At 55.4% G+C, this 18,198-nt stretch carries 13 protein-coding genes; 10 read left to right on the top strand and 3 right to left on the bottom strand.

The features are described from left to right. Positions 1 to 96: 96 nt before the first annotated feature. Entirely contained in the window at positions 97 to 1,620 is a 1,524-nt protein-coding gene (locus tag ABH899_RS22610; RefSeq protein ID WP_370000751.1) for an MDR family MFS transporter, read from the bottom strand. 364 nt (positions 1,621 to 1,984) lie between these two features. Here ABH899_RS22610 and ABH899_RS22605 point away from each other — a divergent pair, with 364 nt between their 5' ends. The 6 genes from ABH899_RS22605 to ABH899_RS22580 all read left to right on the top strand — a co-directional run bounded on the left by ABH899_RS22605 (position 1,985) and on the right by ABH899_RS22580 (position 5,948). Then, positions 1,985 to 2,950: a helix-turn-helix transcriptional regulator gene (locus tag ABH899_RS22605; RefSeq protein ID WP_370000749.1), complete on the top strand. Its 966-nt coding sequence runs from the start codon at positions 1,985 to 1,987 to the stop codon at positions 2,948 to 2,950. A gap of 86 nt (positions 2,951 to 3,036) precedes the next feature. Continuing rightward, on the top strand, positions 3,037 to 3,594 hold the full coding sequence (locus ABH899_RS22600) for a DinB family protein (protein WP_370000747.1): 558 nt from the start codon (positions 3,037 to 3,039) through the stop codon (positions 3,592 to 3,594). A 373-nt stretch (positions 3,595 to 3,967) separates the two neighbouring features. Beyond that, the gene (locus ABH899_RS22595; protein WP_370000745.1) at positions 3,968 to 4,288 is read left to right on the top strand and encodes a rhodanese-like domain-containing protein; all 321 of its coding nucleotides are present in this window, start codon (positions 3,968 to 3,970) and stop codon (positions 4,286 to 4,288) included. 92 nt (positions 4,289 to 4,380) lie between these two features. Further along, positions 4,381 to 4,791 carry a rhodanese-like domain-containing protein gene (locus ABH899_RS22590; protein ID WP_370000743.1) on the top strand — a complete coding sequence of 137 codons (411 nt, stop codon included), beginning with the start codon at positions 4,381 to 4,383 and terminating at the stop codon, positions 4,789 to 4,791. Positions 4,792 to 4,830: 39 nt separating this feature from the next. Beyond that, positions 4,831 to 5,091: a metal-sensitive transcriptional regulator gene (locus ABH899_RS22585; RefSeq protein ID WP_218231228.1), complete on the top strand. Its 261-nt coding sequence runs from the start codon at positions 4,831 to 4,833 to the stop codon at positions 5,089 to 5,091. Between the two features lie 200 nt (positions 5,092 to 5,291). Next, entirely contained in the window at positions 5,292 to 5,948 is a 657-nt protein-coding gene (locus ABH899_RS22580) for a phosphatase PAP2 family protein (protein WP_370000741.1), read from the top strand. A 191-nt stretch (positions 5,949 to 6,139) separates the two neighbouring features. Here the strand turns inward: ABH899_RS22580 and ABH899_RS22575 are convergent, their stop codons facing one another. Next, positions 6,140 to 7,087, bottom strand: a complete 948-nt coding sequence (locus ABH899_RS22575; RefSeq protein ID WP_370000740.1) for an ROK family protein — start codon at positions 7,085 to 7,087, stop codon at positions 6,140 to 6,142. A gap of 796 nt (positions 7,088 to 7,883) precedes the next feature. On the opposite strand from ABH899_RS22575, the gene ABH899_RS22570 reads away from it, so the two are divergent. The 4 genes from ABH899_RS22570 to ABH899_RS22555 all read left to right on the top strand — a co-directional run bounded on the left by ABH899_RS22570 (position 7,884) and on the right by ABH899_RS22555 (position 17,342). Then, positions 7,884 to 13,661 carry a HAMP domain-containing protein gene (locus ABH899_RS22570; protein WP_370000738.1) on the top strand — a complete coding sequence of 1,926 codons (5,778 nt, stop codon included), beginning with the start codon at positions 7,884 to 7,886 and terminating at the stop codon, positions 13,659 to 13,661. Positions 13,662 to 13,990: 329 nt separating this feature from the next. After that, a complete protein-coding gene (locus ABH899_RS22565) occupies positions 13,991 to 14,683 on the top strand; it encodes an N-acetylmannosamine-6-phosphate 2-epimerase (RefSeq protein ID WP_009672282.1) in 693 nt (230 codons plus the stop codon). 62 nt (positions 14,684 to 14,745) lie between these two features. Then, positions 14,746 to 16,392: a DUF4127 family protein gene (locus ABH899_RS22560; RefSeq protein ID WP_370000735.1), complete on the top strand. Its 1,647-nt coding sequence runs from the start codon at positions 14,746 to 14,748 to the stop codon at positions 16,390 to 16,392. Between the two features lie 467 nt (positions 16,393 to 16,859). Continuing rightward, positions 16,860 to 17,342, top strand: coding sequence for a zinc ribbon domain-containing protein (locus ABH899_RS22555; protein ID WP_218231233.1), 483 nt, complete (start codon positions 16,860 to 16,862; stop codon positions 17,340 to 17,342). 122 nt (positions 17,343 to 17,464) lie between these two features. Here the strand turns inward: ABH899_RS22555 and ABH899_RS22550 are convergent, their stop codons facing one another. After that, positions 17,465 to 18,034, bottom strand: a complete 570-nt coding sequence (locus ABH899_RS22550) for a TraR/DksA C4-type zinc finger protein (protein ID WP_370000733.1) — start codon at positions 18,032 to 18,034, stop codon at positions 17,465 to 17,467. Between the last annotated feature and the right edge of the window lie 164 nt (positions 18,035 to 18,198).

The raw sequence follows: 18,198 nt of genomic DNA, 5'->3' as shown, positions 1-18,198 counted from the left end.
CACAAGAAGCTTGGCATCCCGCCGGCGTCGCTATTCAGCATCGCGAGGAGCCCGGTTGCCGCTGGCGCTTGCCTAGCATCAGCGGGAGAGGCTTCCTTAATGCGAAGCGGGCCCGTGCTGCTGGTTGGGGTCCAGCTTCTCCCGGCTCATCGCAATGGCGCATACGAGCGCCAGCGCCGCGGGCAGCACCGTCCATGCGAACGTATGGACGATGGAGGAGGACAGCGCCTGCGTGATCTTATCGAGCACCGGAGCGGGGATAAGCGCCCGTTTGGCCGGATCGAGCAGGCTGCGCGCGTCGCTCGTATCGAGTCCCTGAGGCGCCTGCGCCTGTCCGGCGAACGATTCCGTGAGCTTGCGGGTGAACGCGTGGCTCTGGATGATGCCGAAGATCGTAATGCCCAGCGTCATGCCGAGCGAGCGGAGGAAGTTCAGCGTACTGCTCGCGGAGCCGCGCTGGCGCGCATCGAACAGATGAATCGCGGCATTGCTCAGCACGGAGAAGGAAGCTCCGATTCCGAGGCCGACGATCACCATATAGATCGTGACCAGCCACCGGGGAGAATCCGCGTTCAGCGTGGTGAGCAGGAGAGTCCCTGCCACGAGAATGGCGGTAGTCGGGATCATGATGGTGCGGTAGCTCACCTTGTTCATGAGGAAACCGCCTCCCGTGGCCGTCACGACGGAGCCCAGCATCATCGGCAGCAGAACCATGCCGGAATTCGTGGCCGAGCCGCCGAGTACGCCCTGGACGAAGATCGGGATATAGACGGACGCCGTAATAAAAGCGGCTCCGCTGAAAATCGCGGTCGCGTTGCTCGTGGCGTAGAGCCGGTTTTTGAACATGCCGAACGAAATAATCGGTTCGGCCACCCGTGTTTCGATGATCAGAAACAGGACGGCCAGAACGGCGAAACCTGCGAACAAGCCCAGAATAATCGCGGAATCCCAGGCGTATTCTTTGCCCCCGAGCTCCAGAGCGAACATCAGGCAGATAATGGCCCCGACCAGGGTGACCGCGCCCAGCCAGTCGATTTTTTGCTTGGAATGCTCGTGCGATTCTTTGTAGAAAGCCGCGATAAAGACCAGAGCGATTAATCCAAGTGGAAGGTTGATATAGAAAATCCATTCCCAGTGGATGTAGTCCGTGATATAAGCGCCCAGGAGCGGTCCGAAAATGCTGGACATGCCGAACACGGCGCCGAACAGTCCGCCGAGCTTGCCGCGCTGCTCCACGGGAACCGCATCGAACATGATCGTGAACGCGATAGGAACGAGCGCTCCGCCGCCGATTCCCTGAATCGCCCGGTAGATGCTGAGCTGGACGATCGAAGTTGCCGTTCCGCACAGGATGGAGCCGATCATAAAGACGATAATGCCGAATACAAAAAACCTCTTGCGGCCGTACATATCCGACAATTTGCCGAAAATCGGCATGCCGGCCATCTCCGCTACCATGTAAGCGGAAGTAACCCACACGAATTTGTCGAGTCCGCCGAGCTCCCCGACAATCGTTCCCATGGCCGTCGAGACGATCGTATTGTCCATGGAGGCCATCAGAATGCCGAGCAGGAGCCCCGCAATGACGATGCCCAGATGTTTGGTTTTAGCTGGTGCCATAAAGCTTGTTTCCTCCGATTCAATGAAAATGATTTACAGAACCGTGATACGATCCCGGTTCGCTTTGTGTCCTTTAAGGGCCGCTCTTTCCTATAGAAGCAGGTCCGGGATATGTTAAGCCGTTTCCCAGTTGTTCTTGTTCCTATGGTAAATCCGGATTCCTTTCTCCGTAATGCGGTAATTCAAGTTTGAAGCTAATTTGCTGTCTTTATCCGCGAAAACCTCGCCTCCCGCATTACAATATAAACAGAAGCACTTTGCTTGTCAAAGTAATTTAGGTGTCTTAATCCCACTCCCCGATTGAAACTTCGTCCCTGCGGCCCTAGAATGGAAATGTCCGGAAAGGAGCGCGAGGTGATGGAATATGTCCAAAGCGGATAACATGCTTGCCGTGCTGTGGCACTTGAAGTCGGGGAGAAAAATGACCGCCCGGGAACTGGCCGAGACGCTTGAAATCAACATCCGGACCGTGTACCGGTATATAGATGCGCTTTGCGCCAGCGGAGTGCCGATACTCGCGGATTCCGGACATAACGGCGGCTACAGTCTGCTGCCGAATTTCCGGGAGGCGCCGCTGTTCTTTAATGCCGCCGAGCAGAAAGCCCTCGTTCATGCCGCCATATTCGCGCAGGAAGCGGGCTACCCGTTCGGGGACGCGCTGAACAGCGCCGTGGGGAAGCTCAAGCAGTATACAAACCCCGAGCAGCTCAGTGCGATCGAGCGGCACGAAGCAGGCTTCGATGTCATTCACCCTCCGACGGATTCTTCGCTGGAGGCTTACCTGCAGATGTTGGAGATAGCCGTTGCGGACGGGCATACCCTGCACATGGAGTACAGCAAGGGAAACTCCCTGGCGGTCCAGAGCAGGAGCATTGATCCGTACGGGCTCGTTCACTGGAAGAGCAAATGGTATTTGGTCGCCTATTGCCACCTTCGCGGCGAGCTTCGAAGCTTCCGTGTCGACCGTATCCGGGCGTTGTCCCATACGGAGGGCGTCTTCAGCAGGCCGCCGGGATTTTCCGCCCGCCAGTTTTTTATGAATAATCTTCTCCCCGACACTAGCCGGCAGGAACAGCTTGTCTCCATCCGGATTCAAGGGGCTCCCCAGGCGATAGCCGAGCTGTGCGATCACTGGCTTTTCAGCCATACGATCGTGGAACGCACGACGGATCAGATCCATATGAAGCTGGAGGAGAAAGCGATCCGCAGCTATGTCCCTTATTTTCTGATGATCCAAGGGAAGTCGATCCGGGTTCTTGAACCTGCTCTGCTGAAAGAGCAGCTGATTGACGTGACGTCCGATCTGCTTGAATTTTATAAACAGCTTTAGCTTCACTGACCGGAACTGTCAGCTAATCCGGGTTATCCTAAGAAGGCAAGACCCCAACATATCCACAGGAACAGGGAGGAACCGGAATGTCATCGGATACGCAGCATCAGGAACAGGAAAAGGCGGCTTTGTTAAGCGGTTATGCGGAGCAGCAGTACGACTACCATGTGTGGGCAAACGGGAAGGTTTTCGCAGGTCTTAGGGCACTGCCCAAGGAGCTGTCCTTCGAGCAGATTCAGAGTATTTTTCCGTCCGTCGCGGACGCTTTGAACCATATCTACATGATGGATGAAATGTGGCTGGTCATTATGAAAGGGGGCGGCTATGAAGAAGCCAGGAAAGTCGTGACGGATCTCTACGCGCAGGGCCGGGGAGATTCGCTGGACGAACTACAGAAGAGATTCGCTCTTGCCGAGGAGAAGTACCGGGCTTTCTTCGCCGAGGGAGAAGGCGCGGCCGCCGAAACGGCTCCGTCGCATCCTCAGTTCGGTTCCCTTGAAACCCGGGTCTATGCGTTGGTTCAGCATGTGGTGAATCACGGGACGTATCATCGCGGCAACATATCCGCCATGCTGCGTCAGCTCGGTCATAGGGGGACTCCGACCGATTATATCGCGTTTTTGTTCGAACGCGGCATTCGCTAAGGAGTTAGTTTGATTAGCGTGAAGAGCGCCGTACATAAGTTTCATGAGGAAAATGTCTCGAAAAGAACTCCGAAAACGGAGTTCTTTTCTTTTATTTTGGAAAGGATGATGGTAAGATATAAAACCCGCCGTTAAGTGGGGAGGAACATATACACAGGGTTATACACAAATCAACAGTCCAAAATCGCAGGCTGTGCATAAGTTTGAAATTTTTATAAACATATCCACAGATAAGGTTGTCCACAGTTTTTGGCGCGGACTAGTCTGTAATTTTTATGTTGACAGTTAGGATTTTAAAACCTATCATAGGAATATACCCGTACGGGTATTTATTTCAGGATGATAAAGACAGAAACGATATAGGAGAGCTGGAATGGCCTTTCAAATACCTAAGAGCTGTACCCCGCAGGATCTGGCGCGGCGCATTCAAGACGGAGAGGATCTATATATCCTGGATGTCAGGGAAGATGAGGAATGGGCGGAGGGGCATATCGAGCAGGCCGTTCATATCCCGTTGGGACATTTGATGCAGAGACTCGGCGAACTGGACCGGAATCGGGAAATTACGGTGGTATGCCGCAGCGGCAACCGCAGCGGATTGGCTTGCGAACTGCTGACGGAGCAAAACTTCGACGTCGTTAATATGACCGGCGGTATGAACAACTGGTCGGACCGGATTTCATACGGACGTTAGTTAGAACGAAGAGCCGAAAAGACGAGAAGCCGGCAGATAGACCGGAAACCGATTTATAGCTGTCAACAGCGTGAATAGGGAGGGATTGTCGAATGATTATGTGGGAGATCATCGCGGGAATGATGGTCTTGGCGCTTGTGCTGAACTGGCTTCCGGTAAAGGGCCTGAATTATCTCAGTCAAGAGAAGGCAAGAGAGCTTCTGGCTTCCAAAGAAGAAGGACGGATTAAGGTACTGGACGTGCGGGACGCTTCGGATTATGAGGAAGCGTCCGGCTTTCCTTCCATTAATATGTCCGTCGGCCGTCTTCCTTACTTGTGGAAGGATGAATTCTCTCCGGAAGACCGTGTTCTGCTGGTCGGGGATTCTAACCGTCACATCAAGAAAGCGGCCCGTTTTTTGAAAAGGCGCGGATTCAAGGGGCTCTACGCCATGCAGCTTCGTTCCGAACTTCGCGCTTTGGGAACTCGTCCCGAGAAGACCTGCGGGGCCGGCTGTTCTTAACATGGAAGCAATCAGCAGCATACGGAAAGGAAGATCGCGATGAACTACGACGAGAGCATAGTCCGCCGGCTGAAGCGGATGGAAGGCCAGGTACGCGGCATTCTCAAAATGATGGAAGAAGAAAAAGACTGCAAAGACGTCGTCGCTCAGCTTTCCGCAGTCCGAAGCGCGGCCGATAAGGCGATGGCCTATATCGTAGCCACCAACCTGGAGCACTGCATCCGGCAGGAGGAAGAGAAGGGCAAGGATACCGGCAAACTTGTGCAGGAAGCTGTCGAGCTTCTTATCAAAAGCCGCTGACCCGGAGCCTTTCGGGCATCCGCCGAGGCGTTAAATAACAGGAGCTTTCCAATGATTCCTTAGGGGATTAATGGAAAGCTTCTTTTTCTTGACATGGGCAAATTTTTAACAATTTATTAAAATATGGTATGATCAAGGCTGTTCCCGATCTCTTTGTTCAGGACCAGGAATCAGTGAAGAAAGGAAGACCTTTTATCGCAATGAATACGAAATTAAACGTTTTGCTGACCCGTTCTTTTCTCGTTTGTCTCTTACTGGCCTTATGCTTCGGTATGGTGGCGCTGCTTGTCAGCCGCCAGCAGATTGCCTGGTTCGACGAAACGATCATTTCGTTCGTGCAGGGGGCGGAAAGTCCCGGCTTAACCGCGGCTGCCGGTCTGCTGTCCGAAATCGGTTCCTCCGCCGTCGTCCCGTTTATAACGATCGCCGCCGCTCTGTATTTATACTTCGTGCTGAAGCACCGGTCGGAAGTCATTCTGCTTATTGCCGCTATCGGCGGCTCCGCTATTTTGAATACGATTCTTAAAAAGATCTTCCAGCGGGAACGTCCGACCATCCACATTATTATGGAAGAAGCCGGATTCAGCTTCCCCAGCGGACATTCCATGGCCGTGGTCGGTTTGTATGGAATTCTGGTCTATTTGCTGTGGAGGCATATTTCCAGTGCGGCGGGAAAAGCCGTTCTCATCGTGCTGGCAGCCGCAATGATCGTGGGGATGGGACTCGCCCGGATCTACCTCGGTGTGCATTATCCCAGCGACGTGCTGGGCGGTTATCTGGCCAGCGGTTTCTGGCTGGGCGTGTGCATTTGGACGTACCGGAGCTACCGGAACAGGCGGCAATCGGCCGTGAGGTAGCCCGCGGATGCGGATGTGACAGGAAGCCGGGAGTAGGGAGTATTTCTTGTACAAAAGTTAGAGCGTGGAAGCTCCGGCATGTCCCGGCCGGCCCTGGCGGGCGGCATGGCGACCGGCGCTAACACGCACGTGTGCCTGCGCCTTGGGCGCAAACAAGCAAAAGCCCTTCGCATGTGCGAAGGGCTTTTGCTTTAGGGCTGTTCGGCCTTCAGGCGGTCGAACAGCAGCTTCGCGGCGCCGAACATGCCTGCCGTGCCGCCGAGCTCGGCCGGCACGATCGGGACAGGCGCCGCCGTGTAGGCCGGCATGGTCATGTCCAGGACATGCCGGCGGATCAGATCGAACAGGAAGTCCCCCTGTTCGGTGACGGCCCCGCCCACGACGATGGCGGGCGGGTTGAACGCGTGGATGAGACCGCTGAGCCCCGTGGCGACGTACTCGGCGTACAGCCGCACGATGGCCATCGCGGTCTCGTCCCCGGCGCGGGCGCGCGCGAACAGCTCCGGCGGAGACGCTTCTTCCAGCGTCTCCCCGCCCCGTTCGCGAATAAGGCGCTTCAGCGCGGTCACGGACGCGTACTGCTCCCAGCAGCCGCGGTGGCCGCAAGTGCAGGGCTCGCCGCCGAAAGCCACGACCATGTGGCCGTAGGCTCCCGCGAAGCCGTCCCGCCCGTGCAGCGGGCTGCCCTCGCGGATGTAGCAGCCGCCCACCCCGGTGCCCAGCGCCACGCAGAGGAAGGTGTCCCAGCCGCGTCCGGCTCCGAGCCACTGCTCGCCGAGGGCGATGACGTTGACGTCGTTATCGACGGCAGCGGGCAGGCCGGAAAGCTTCTCGATATCCGCGCGCAGCGTCGTTCCGCTCCAGCCGGGCAAATTATCGGTCGCGAAAGCTACGGTTCCTTCGCGGTTAATGTAGCCGGCGCTGCCGATTCCCGTTCCGGCGAGCTTCACGCCTGCGGCAGCGGCCTCTTCTGAATACGTTTGCAGAAGTCCTGCGAGCTTAGCCATGAGACCGGATTTGCCGGCGGACGCTTCCGTCTCGGTTTTGTGGGAGGCAAGCACTTTCCCGTCGGGAAGGATGAGCCCGCTTTTAATATGGGTGCCCCCAATGTCGATGCCGATCGCTGCGTAAGAAGACATGAACCTTTTCCCCCGCTTCGTGATTTTAGAAGAATTAATTTTCCTTAATTAATAAATATAAAAGAAATTTTACTTCTTTATTATAGGAGAAGCCTGCTGCCCTGTAAATGAAAAACCGGCAGTTTATCCGTACCCGGTTCCACCTGCAAAGCCGTCTTCGTCCCGTAAAGTTCCCGCGCAATCAAACTCCTTCCCCTCGGTAAGATAGGAATACTTCCTCCGTATTACCCGGCACACTTTACTTGAATAGAATAGCGAGGCCGCTTTTATCCCCGCACTGTACTCTACATGTGCCTTCCAATTCACCGGCGTTTCCCTAGGATTTCCGTCTTTTTACCAGACCCCGCGCGGTTTCTTTAAAACCCACAAAATTTTTTAGAAAAAAACCGAAAACCCTGTTTCAAGTTTAACGGAAGCGGGTATAAAAGCGCATCAGCGTGCCATAATGTCGAAAAATGTTTCGAAGCCCGGATTTTTTACCGGGAATTGTTGCTGTGACAATTTTTTTGCAAACAGAAACTATCTTCACATGGGGACGTAATTACAAAGGACGTGTAAGGACCAAAGGGAACAAACCTGTCATTTGAGCGGAAAAGGGGGACAAACCGGCGATATGTAAGCGGTAACGCAGCGGGAATCGTACTTAGACTGAGAGGGGCTCCCGCGTGCGAATAGGCATACAATTTCCTCTACTTGCTATTGTATTCGGTTTTTAGAAACACTACTATTAAAGTTGACATAATTCAAAATTTCGATTTATTTTTTTCTATATATACAAATTCGGAGGAAAAGCCGTATGTCGGAACAAGACCAGAGATCCAATGATTCCCTAGATGTTTTGGACGAAAAACAGTTGCTTCAGGTGTTGCTGGCTTTTAAGAAGGGCGACTTTTCCGTGCGCATGCCCTATGACCTGAACGGAATGCCGGGCAAAATCGCCGATACGCTGAACGATATCCTCGATATGCAGGAGAACGTGGTGCAGGAAGTGCAGACGGTCGAGCGGGTTGTCGGCAAGGAAGGCAATACCAACCGCCGCTTTATGTGCCGGAGCACGGGCGGAAGCTGGAACGCGTTCAACGATTCCCTGAACAATCTGATCAGCGATCTGATTCAGCCTACGAGCGAGATGGTGCGGGTTATTAATGCCGTGGCGCAGGGCGATCTTTCGCAGAAAGTGGAGCTTGAATTTGAAGGGCGCGCTCTTACGGGCGAATTTTTGCGAACCGCCAACAATATCAACCGCATGGTCAATCAGCTCGGGACGTTTGCGGCCGAGGTTACCCGAGTGGCGCGTGAAGTGGGAACGGAAGGCATTTTGGGCGGACAAGCCGAAGTGACGGACGTATCCGGTACGTGGCGCGATTTGACGGAGAGCGTCAATAACATGGCGAGCAACCTGACGGATCAGGTACGGAACATCGCGGATGTGACGACGGCTGTCGCGAAAGGCGATTTGTCCCGCAAGATTACCGTTAACGCGAAGGGCGAGTTTCTGGAGCTCAAAAATACGATTAACACGATGGTGGATCAGCTCAGCACGTTTGCTTCCGAGGTTACCCGTGTGGCCCGGGAAGTAGGAACGGAAGGCAAGCTGGGCGGGCAGGCCGACGTTAAGGGTGTGTCCGGTACCTGGTACGATTTGACGGAGAGCGTTAACGACATGGCGAGCAACCTGACGAACCAGGTGCGCAACATCGCGGTCGTCACGACGGCCGTTGCGAACGGCGATTTGGGCAAGAAGATTACGGAAGAAGCGCAGGGCGAAATTCTGGAGCTCAAAAATACGATCAACACGATGGTGGATCAGCTCAGCACGTTCGGTTCCGAGGTTACGCGTGTGGCGCGCGAGGTGGGAACGGAAGGAATACTGGGCGGCCAGGCCGACGTCAAAGGCGTGTCGGGCACATGGCGCGATCTGACGGAAAGCGTTAATTACATGGCGACCAACCTGACGAATCAGGTGCGGAATATCGCCGAGGTCACGACGGCGGTTGCAACCGGCGACCTGTCGAAGAAAATCGCCGTAGACGCCAAGGGCGAGATTTTGCAGCTGAAAAGCACGATCAACACGATGGTGGATCAGCTCAGCACGTTCGCGTCCGAGGTTACCCGAGTGGCCCGCGAAGTTAGTAACGACGGCAAGCTGGGCGGCCGGGCCGACGTTAAAGGCGTATCCGGCACTTGGAAGGACTTGACCGACAGCGTGAACTACATGGCGAGTACGCTGACCGATCAGGTGCGCAACATTGCGGACGTCACGACCGCCGTCGCGAAGGGCGACTTGTCCAAGCAGATCACGGTTAACGCGACCGGCGAGATTTTGGAGTTGAAGAACACGATCAACACGATGGTGGATCAGCTCAGCACCTTCGCCTCCGAGGTTACCCGTGTGGCGCGTGAAGTAGGAACGGAAGGGAAGCTGGGCGGCCAAGCCAACGTGAAGGGCGTATCCGGAACGTGGAAGGACCTGACGGAGAGCGTAAACGACATGGCGAGCAACCTGACGAACCAGGTGCGGAACATCGCCGTCGTCACGACGGCCGTCGCGAACGGCGACCTGTCCAAGAAAATCACGGAAGACGTACAGGGCGAGATTCTGGAGCTGAAAAACACGATCAACACGATGGTGGATCAGCTCAGTACGTTCGCGTCCGAAGTTACCCGTGTGGCGCGTGAAGTAGGAACGGACGGACGCCTCGGCGGCCAAGCCCAGGTTAAAGGCGTTGCCGGAACGTGGAAGGACCTGACGGAAAGCGTAAACGACATGGCGAGCAATCTGACCGACCAGGTACGGAATATCGCCGATGTAACGACGGCGGTTGCGAAGGGCGATCTGTCCCTCAAGATTACCGTTGACGTTAAAGGCGAAATGCTGCAGCTGAAGAGCACGATCAATACGATGGTGGATCAGCTCAGCAACTTCGCATCCGAGGTTACCCGTGTGGCGCGTGAGGTCGGAACGGAAGGGAAGCTGGGCGGCCAGGCGGATGTAAAAGGGGTTTCCGGTACGTGGAAGGATCTTACCGACACGGTGAACTACATGACCGGCAACTTGACCAGCCAGGTGCGGAACATCGCGGCCGTTACGACCGCCGTCGCCAACGGCGACTTGTCGAAGAAGATTACGATCGACGTTAAGGGCGAACTCCTGGAGCTCAAAGAGACGATCAACACGATGGTGGATCAGCTCAGCTCGTTCGCCTCGGAGGTTACGCGTGTAGCCCGCGAGGTAGGAACGGACGGCAAGCTGGGCGGCCAGGCGCATGTGAACGGGGTCGGCGGAATCTGGAAAGACTTGACCGACAACGTTAACATTATGGCGACGAACTTGACCAACCAGGTGCGAGGCATCGCGAAGGTCGTTACGGCCGTCGCCAACGGTAACCTGAAGCAGAAGCTGATGGTGGACGCGGCGGGCGAGATCTATGATCTGAGCGAAACGATCAATAACATGATCGACACGCTCGATACGTTTGCCGACCAGGTTACGACCGTGGCCCGCGAGGTAGGGGCCGAAGGAAAGCTGGGCGGCCAGGCGCACGTGCCGGGGGCTGCCGGAACGTGGCGTGACTTAACCGATAACGTGAACTACATGGCGTCCACGCTGACGACTCAGGTGCGCCAGATTACAAACGTTGCGACTGCGGTGACGAAGGGCGACTTGTCGCGGACAATTGATGTCATTGCGGCGGGCGAAGTCGGAACGCTCAAAGATAACATCAACGAAATGATCCGCAACCTCAAGGAAACGACGCGGATCAATACCGAGCAGGATTGGCTCAAGACCAACCTGGCCCGGTTCAGCCGTCTTCTCCAGGGTCAGCGCGACCTGTACGAAGTGTGCCGCATGATCATGTCGGAGCTGGCTCCGCTTGTTTCCATGCAGCACGGCGTGTTCTACATGAACGAAGCGAACGGCGAGGAGCAGGTGCTGCGCATGTTCTCCAGCTATGCGTACCAGCAGCGCAAGCACCTGTCCAACGAGTTCCGTCTGGGTGAGGGCCTGGTCGGCCAGTGCCTCATCGAGAAGCAGCGGATTCTGCTGACGAACGTGCCGGAGGATTACGTGATGATCGCCTCTGGACTCGGCGAAGCTGCGCCGCTTAACATCGTGCTGCTGCCGATCATGTTCGAGGATCAGGTGCTGGCCGTGATGGAGCTGGCTTCCTTCCGCCGCTTCACGGAGATCGACATCGCGTTCCTCGACCAGTTGACCGAGAGTATCGGAATCGTGCTGAACACGATGCAGGCCAACATGAGAACCGAAGAGCTGCTGTCGCAGTCGCAGTCTCTCGCGGAAGAGCTCAAGAAGCAGCAGGAAGAGCTGCAGAACACGAACGACGAGCTGGAAGATAAAGCGAAGCTGCTTGTCATTCAGAAAGCGGAAGTCGAAAGCAAGAACAACGAAGTCGAGCAGGCGAAACGCTTCCTCGAAGAGAAAGCGGAGCAGCTTGCGCTGACGTCCCGGTACAAATCGGAGTTCCTCGCGAATATGTCTCATGAACTGCGGACGCCGCTGAACAGCCTGCTTCTGCTGGCCGAGCAGCTTTCCGAGAATCCGGATCATAACCTGACCGACGATCAGGTGAAGTTCGCGCGTACCATCCATGATTCGGGTCTTGACCTGCTCAACTTGATTAACGACATTCTCGATTTGAGCAAAATCGAATCCGGTACGATTGCGCCGGACTTCACCGAAATCAAGCTGACCGAAATTACCGGTAATATGGAGCGGACTTTCCGACATATTGCTCAGGATAAGAAGATTGATTTCAAAATCAAGGCGGAAAAAGCGCTGCCGGAATCCATTATTTCCGATTCCAAGCGTCTTCAGCAGATCTTGAAAAACCTGCTTTCCAACGCCTTCAAGTTCACCGAGAAGGGCGAAGTCGTTCTCCTCATGCGCCGGGCGAGCAGCGGTTGGAGCCAGGACAACGAATCGCTGAACCGCGCCCGCATGGTGCTGGCCTTCTCCGTCGGAGACACCGGGATCGGCATCTCCGAGGACAAGCAGCAGATTATTTTCGAAGCGTTCCAGCAGGCGGACGGCAGCACGAACCGCGAATACGGCGGAACGGGCCTGGGTCTTGCCATTTCCCGTGAAATCGCGGGCATGCTCGGCGGGGAGATTACGCTGTTCAGCGTTGTCAACGTCGGCAGCACCTTCACGCTCTTCCTGCCGGTCGATCTCGATCCGGCCATGTTGGAAGCGGCCGCCGCTTATGTGCCGGAAGTGATCGACGTACCGGCTGCGCAGCCTAAAAAGTACGAATACGACCGGTTCGATACGACACAGCTCGTAGATGATCGTGCGAACATTGAAGCGGGCGACCGTGTATTCCTGATCGTGGAAGACGATATGAAATTCAATGAGATTCTGCTCGATATGCTTCACCGGAAAGGCTTGAAGGCGATTATTACGCCGAAAGGCAACAAGGCGGTCGCTCTCGCCAAGAGGTACAAGCCGGTTGCGATTACGCTTGACCTGCGTCTGGAGGACATGAACGGGTCTTCCGTTCTGGATCAGCTGAAGGAAGACATCGAGCTGCGTCATATCCCGGTAACGGTGATGACGATCGAAGACGATGCGACCGAGCTTTTGCAGAAGGGCGTGTTCGACTTCCTCTGCAAGCCGATCAAGAACGAAGATCTGGAGAACGCGATCGACAAGCTGAATGCTTTCGGCAATAAGCCGTTCCAGCAGCTTCTGGTCGGCATGTCCGATTCCGAGCGCCGCAGACAGACGGTGGATCTCGTGAAGAACAGCGACATTAAGGTCAGCGCGACCGATACCGCCCGCAAGGCGCTGAACCAGCTGAAATCCAAGGACTTCGACTGTGTGCTCGTCGATACGGACCTGCCGGACATGGGCCCGGCCCAGTTCGTGAGAGAGATGCAGAAGAACGCCAAAAATAAATACAAGCCGGTCCTGATCAACCGGAGCGAGAAGCTGACCAAAGAGGAAGAGGACGATCTTGAGGAACTGCGTTCCATGGCGGTCATCAAGGAAGTGAAATCTCCGATTCAGATTGTGGACGAAACGATGTTGTTCCTCCACCGCAAGCTGGAAAATCTCAATGACAGCCAGAGAGATATTCTGATTAAAAAGCACCAGTCCAACGAAATGATCGATTCGAAGAAGGTGCTGATCGTCGACGACGATATCCGTAATATTTTCGCTCTGACGACCATTCTGGAGCGTCAGAACATGAAGGTCATATCCGCGGAGAACGGCCATGACGCCATCGAGATCCTTGAGCAAATGCCGGACATCAATATCGTCCTGATGGATATTATGATGCCGGTTATGGACGGGTACGAGACCATGCGTGAAATCCGCCGCAGACCTCAGTTCCAAGACCTGCCGATCATTGCGCTTACGGCCAAAGCGATGAAAGGGGACCGCGAACAGTGTCTGGAGGCGGGAGCCTCGGACTACATCACCAAGCCGGTGAACAGCGCCCAGCTTCTCGCTATGCTGCGGGACTGGTTCCTGGCCCAGGACGGACTTCAACCGAGTCCGGCCGAGCTTCCGGGTTCCGAACCTTTCGGATGGATGAAAGGACAGTAACGCCGTTTTTAAGCCTTGTGCGCAAGCACAGGGCTTTTTTTGTATGGCCGGGACTTCCGGAGGGTGCCTTGCATGAGCCGCTTCAAAACAGGACGAAAAAGTAAAAAAATGCGGAATATGTAACTTTTTGTTGAGAATATGTGTCTATAAAAGTGAACATGCAAAGAGCCGGGAGTATGGGAAGGAGTCACGATAAACTAAAAATAAAGAAAAAATGCTCCAAAATTAAGTTGAATTACGGATAATTACTTCATATAATAAAGTGACGGGTTTTCTTATAAATGCCGGCAGCGGTGCCGGACGGTCTTATAACTAACGGAGGTACAACTATGGAAAAACACAGCCTATTGGAAGCAGTCAAGGGAGGAATTATCGTGTCCTGCCAGGCATTGCCGGATGAACCTTTGTTCGGAAGCGAGATGATGGTCAGGATGGCGCTGGCCGCGGAGGCCGGGGGAGCAGTCGGCATAAGGGCCAATACGCCGGTCGATATCGCCGCGATTAAATCGAGAGTAAAGCTGCCGCTTGTCGGGCTCTGGAAGCGTGACTATGAAGGCAGCGATGTATATATCACGCCTACCTTGGAAGAGGTAGAGGCCGTTTGGCGGGCGGGAGCCGATATAATCGCGCTGGATGCGACGATGCGGCCGCGTCCCAAAGGGGAAACGCTGAAGGAAATCGTGTCCGAAATCAAAAAGCGGGCCGGCGTTCTCCTCATGGCGGATATCTCTACCGTCGAAGAAGGGCTCCATGCCCAGGAAGCCGGCTTCGATATCCTGTCTACGACGATGTCCGGGTATACGCCGTACAGTCCTCAGCAGGAAGGGCCGGATTTCACGCTGATCCGCGAGATGGCGGCGCGGGCCGATATCCCGGTATTTGCCGAAGGGCGTATTCATACCCGGGAAGATGCGACAGAATGCTTCCGCAGCGGTGCGCATACCGTCGTTATCGGGGGCGCTATCACAAGGCCTCAGCAGATTACAAAACGTTTTGTCGATTTCGTACGTATACACGTTTAGACCGGCTCCTGCCGGACGATTGGCGCAATTATCACTTTTTCTGATCAGGGGAGATCATTGGGATGACGAAAATCGTATTTGTACCGCTCGACGAGCGGCCGTGTAACCTGGAATACCCGCAGCGCCTGGCCGAGATGACCGATTTGGAGCTTGCCGCTCCGCCCATGTCCATTCTGGGACGCAAGAAAGCGCCGGGGGACACCGAGGCTCTTGGAAACTGGCTGCTGCGGGAAGCGGAAGGGGCGGACTATGCCCTGGTGTCGCTGGATATGCTCGTTTACGGAGGCATCGTACCTTCCCGGCTGCACTATTTGACCCGTGAAGATGCGCTGAAGCGCCTTGAAGTGCTGCGCGAACTCAAAAGGAATAAGCCGGACCTGCGGATCCACGCTTTTAATCTGATTATGAGGGTGCCCGCCTATTCCAGCAGCGAAGAGGAGCCGGATTATTACGCGGATTACGGCCGCGAGCTGTTCCTCTACGGCTGGTATACGGACAAGAAACAGCAGGAAGCGCTGACGGACGAAGAAGAGCGGATTTTCGCCGGCATTCTGGACAAAATTCCGCAGGATGTGCTGGAGGATTTCACCGGACGGCGCGAAATCAACGCGTTCGTCAACCGGACGGCACTGGAGCTTGCGGAAGAAGGGATTATCGACTATTTGATCATCCCACTCGACGATAATTCCCAGTACGGCTTTTCCCCGCTGGAGCAGAGAGCGCTCGCCATCCTCTCGGAAGAGCTGGACCTGACGGATCGCGTTGCGATATACCCGGGGGCGGACGAAATCGGCTGTACGCTGTTTGCCCGGATTTTCTGCGAAAGCAAAGGATACCTTCCGAAGCTGTTCGTCCGGTATTCCTCCACGAGGGGACCTTTCTGCATTCCGAAGTACGAGGACCGCAGCTTGAACGAGAGCATCAAGGCGCACCTGACGAGTGCAGGCGCTTTTATGGCGGACAGCTCGCAGGGTGCAGACGCCGTGCTGATGGTCAATTCGCCGGCCGTGGGCGAATCGGACATGGCGGAAACGTCGCAGGCGTGGAGCCAGCGGCACCGGTCCTACTTCTCCGAGGTGAATTTGCGCGAGTTCGCCCAGGCGATGCGCGTGTATCTCGGAGAAGGGCGGACCGTAGCCCTGGCCGACGTGGCGGTCTGCAACGGCGGCGACACCGTGCTGCTCAAGCTGCTTGCCCGTCAGGGCCAGCTTGAAGGGCTTTCCGCGTATGCCGGGTGGAACACCTCCGGCAATACGCTGGGCACCGTCATCGCGCACGCCGTCATCGAGGCTTACTACGCGGGCGCGAGGGAAACGGCCGGCGGGACGGACGCGGACACCCCGGCGGGAGGCCGTTTGCGCAGCGAAGCACAGAAGCGGAGCAGCCGGGCCTTCTACTTCTACCGGCTCGTAGAAGACTGGGGCTACCAGGCCCTCGTCCGCAAGGATGTGACGGCGAACGTGCTTCCGGCGTTCGGAGCGGGATATTTCGGGCTCGCCGGCAAGCAGCCTGAAATCGAAGCCGTCATCGCGGAGAAACTGCGCGCGTTTGCCAGTGAGCGCCTCGCCGGGCTGACGTCCGGACAGATCCGGATCGCCAACGTTCATTTGCCGTGGAACCGGATGTTCGAGGTCGGGTTTGATCTGGATCTGGTCGGGGACGGCAGCCCTGATCCGTCCCGCGAAAGTAAAGAGACCGCCCGGAGCTGATCGGGATCGGGTTTTGTTTTTGCAGATGTCTTCATGTATCGCCATCGGATTCGGGCATCGGATCGGAAGATGTAAGCGCTTCGGCTTAAGGGCCGGGGCGTTTTTTTTGTACAGGGGAGAGTAGGGAAGGGCGCGATAAGCTTTGCAAAAGGATAGCTGGCCGACGGCTTCGTTCTCGGGAATGCGGTTCATCTGCATATGCAGACTGTCCGCCATCCGGTTGGTTGATGGCCTGAACTCAACTGCCGGCAACGCCCCGCCCTTCAAACCGCCTCCAAATTGGACCCGGAAATTTCGCGGAATACGTTAAATTCCTGGGAAAATCGGAATTGGTGTCCTTTTTTCCGGAAAGGCCCCATACACTATAACGGAGGCCAAATTAGCGCATCCAGCGGGAAACGGGTATAATGGGGGTATTATAAAAGTCAGATTGTGCCCATGCAATCTTAACATCAAGGAGGTACCCTATGTCCGGATTTATCGGGAAGATTAAACAGGGCGCAGCCGAAGCGGGGAAAAAAGCGCAGCAGACGATCGAAGTTAACCGGTTGAAGCTGCAAATTGCGGCGAAGCAGAGAGATATGCAGAAACTGTATACGCAGATCGGCGAATTCGTCTACGAAGCGGGCAAGCAGAAGCAGCCTTACCCGGAGACGCAGGTCGCGGCCGTAACGGCTGAGCTTCAGGCTATCGAAGATGAAATCAAGGCGATGCAGAACCGGATTTACAGTCTGTACGACGAGAAATCGTGCGAATGCGGACACGTGGTCGCGGTGGATACCCGGTTTTGCCCGAACTGCGGGCGGAAATTCGAACCGATTCACGAGCAGGCGGATTTTACGGCTATTATGGAATTGAAGCCTTTCTGCCCCCAGTGCAAAGAAGATATCGAACCCGGTATGCAGTTCTGCACGACCTGCGGATACCGGCTGACGGAAGAAGAAAGCTAGACTGCCGGTTAGCCTGCGGAAGGCGTCATACATGCCATAGGATAAAGACGATTATACAGGCGACATGCCAAAAAGGATGAAGGGATTCTTCGCGAATGCCTCATCCTTTTTGGCATGTTTATCTACTTCTCGTCTTCGCAGTCGTCCGCGGGTTCCTTCACCTGAGCGTTTCCCGTCCTGCGGGTATCCGAACTGTTGCCGTATTCTTCTACGGTCTTCCAGGCGTCCGCGTCGTCGATTTCGGCGCGGCCCGTGTCGTCATCGTTCGGAGACTCCAGGATCGGTTCGAGAATTTCTTCTTCTACCGGGCGTTCTGCGGGATCGCCTTGCGCACGTATCTCCGAATGTTCAACGCAGGTAGAAGCCCATGGAATCGCCTCCAGGCGTTCGAACGGAATCGGCTCCTTGCATACTTCGCATACACCGTAAGAACCGGATTCAAGCCGGCCGATCGCATGTTTGACGTCTGTAAGCTGTTGTTCCATATTTTCATCCACCGCCTGGTCCCGGCCTCTTTCGAACGCTTCGGTTGCGATGTCGGCGGGGTGATTGTCGTATGAGGATAGTTCTCCGGTAGAGTCTCTCAGAGAGTCTTCTTCCCGGTCGGACTCAAGCACGTGCTCCAGCTCGCTTTTTTCCTTGTAAAGCCGCTGCTCCAGCTTGTTTTTTTCTTCTTCGGTCAGCGCTGCCATCGGACATTCCTCCCCTTCGGATACGTGGTTGGGACGGTTTCTCCTGAAGAGATGAACACCGCCCGATCGTACTTTTTTATTACCCGAAGATCCCTTTCTTTGACGCAAAAGCGGAGGATGGAAACATACGGAAGCGGGTATCTGGAGCTTGCCGGAAATAGACG

Source organism: Paenibacillus sp. RC84 (assembly GCF_041260495.1).
Taxonomy (GTDB): Bacteria; Bacillota; Bacilli; order Paenibacillales; family NBRC-103111; genus Paenibacillus_F.
The sequence above is the reverse complement of the archived record's forward strand: the minus strand, read 5'-3'. Positions and strand labels throughout refer to the sequence as shown.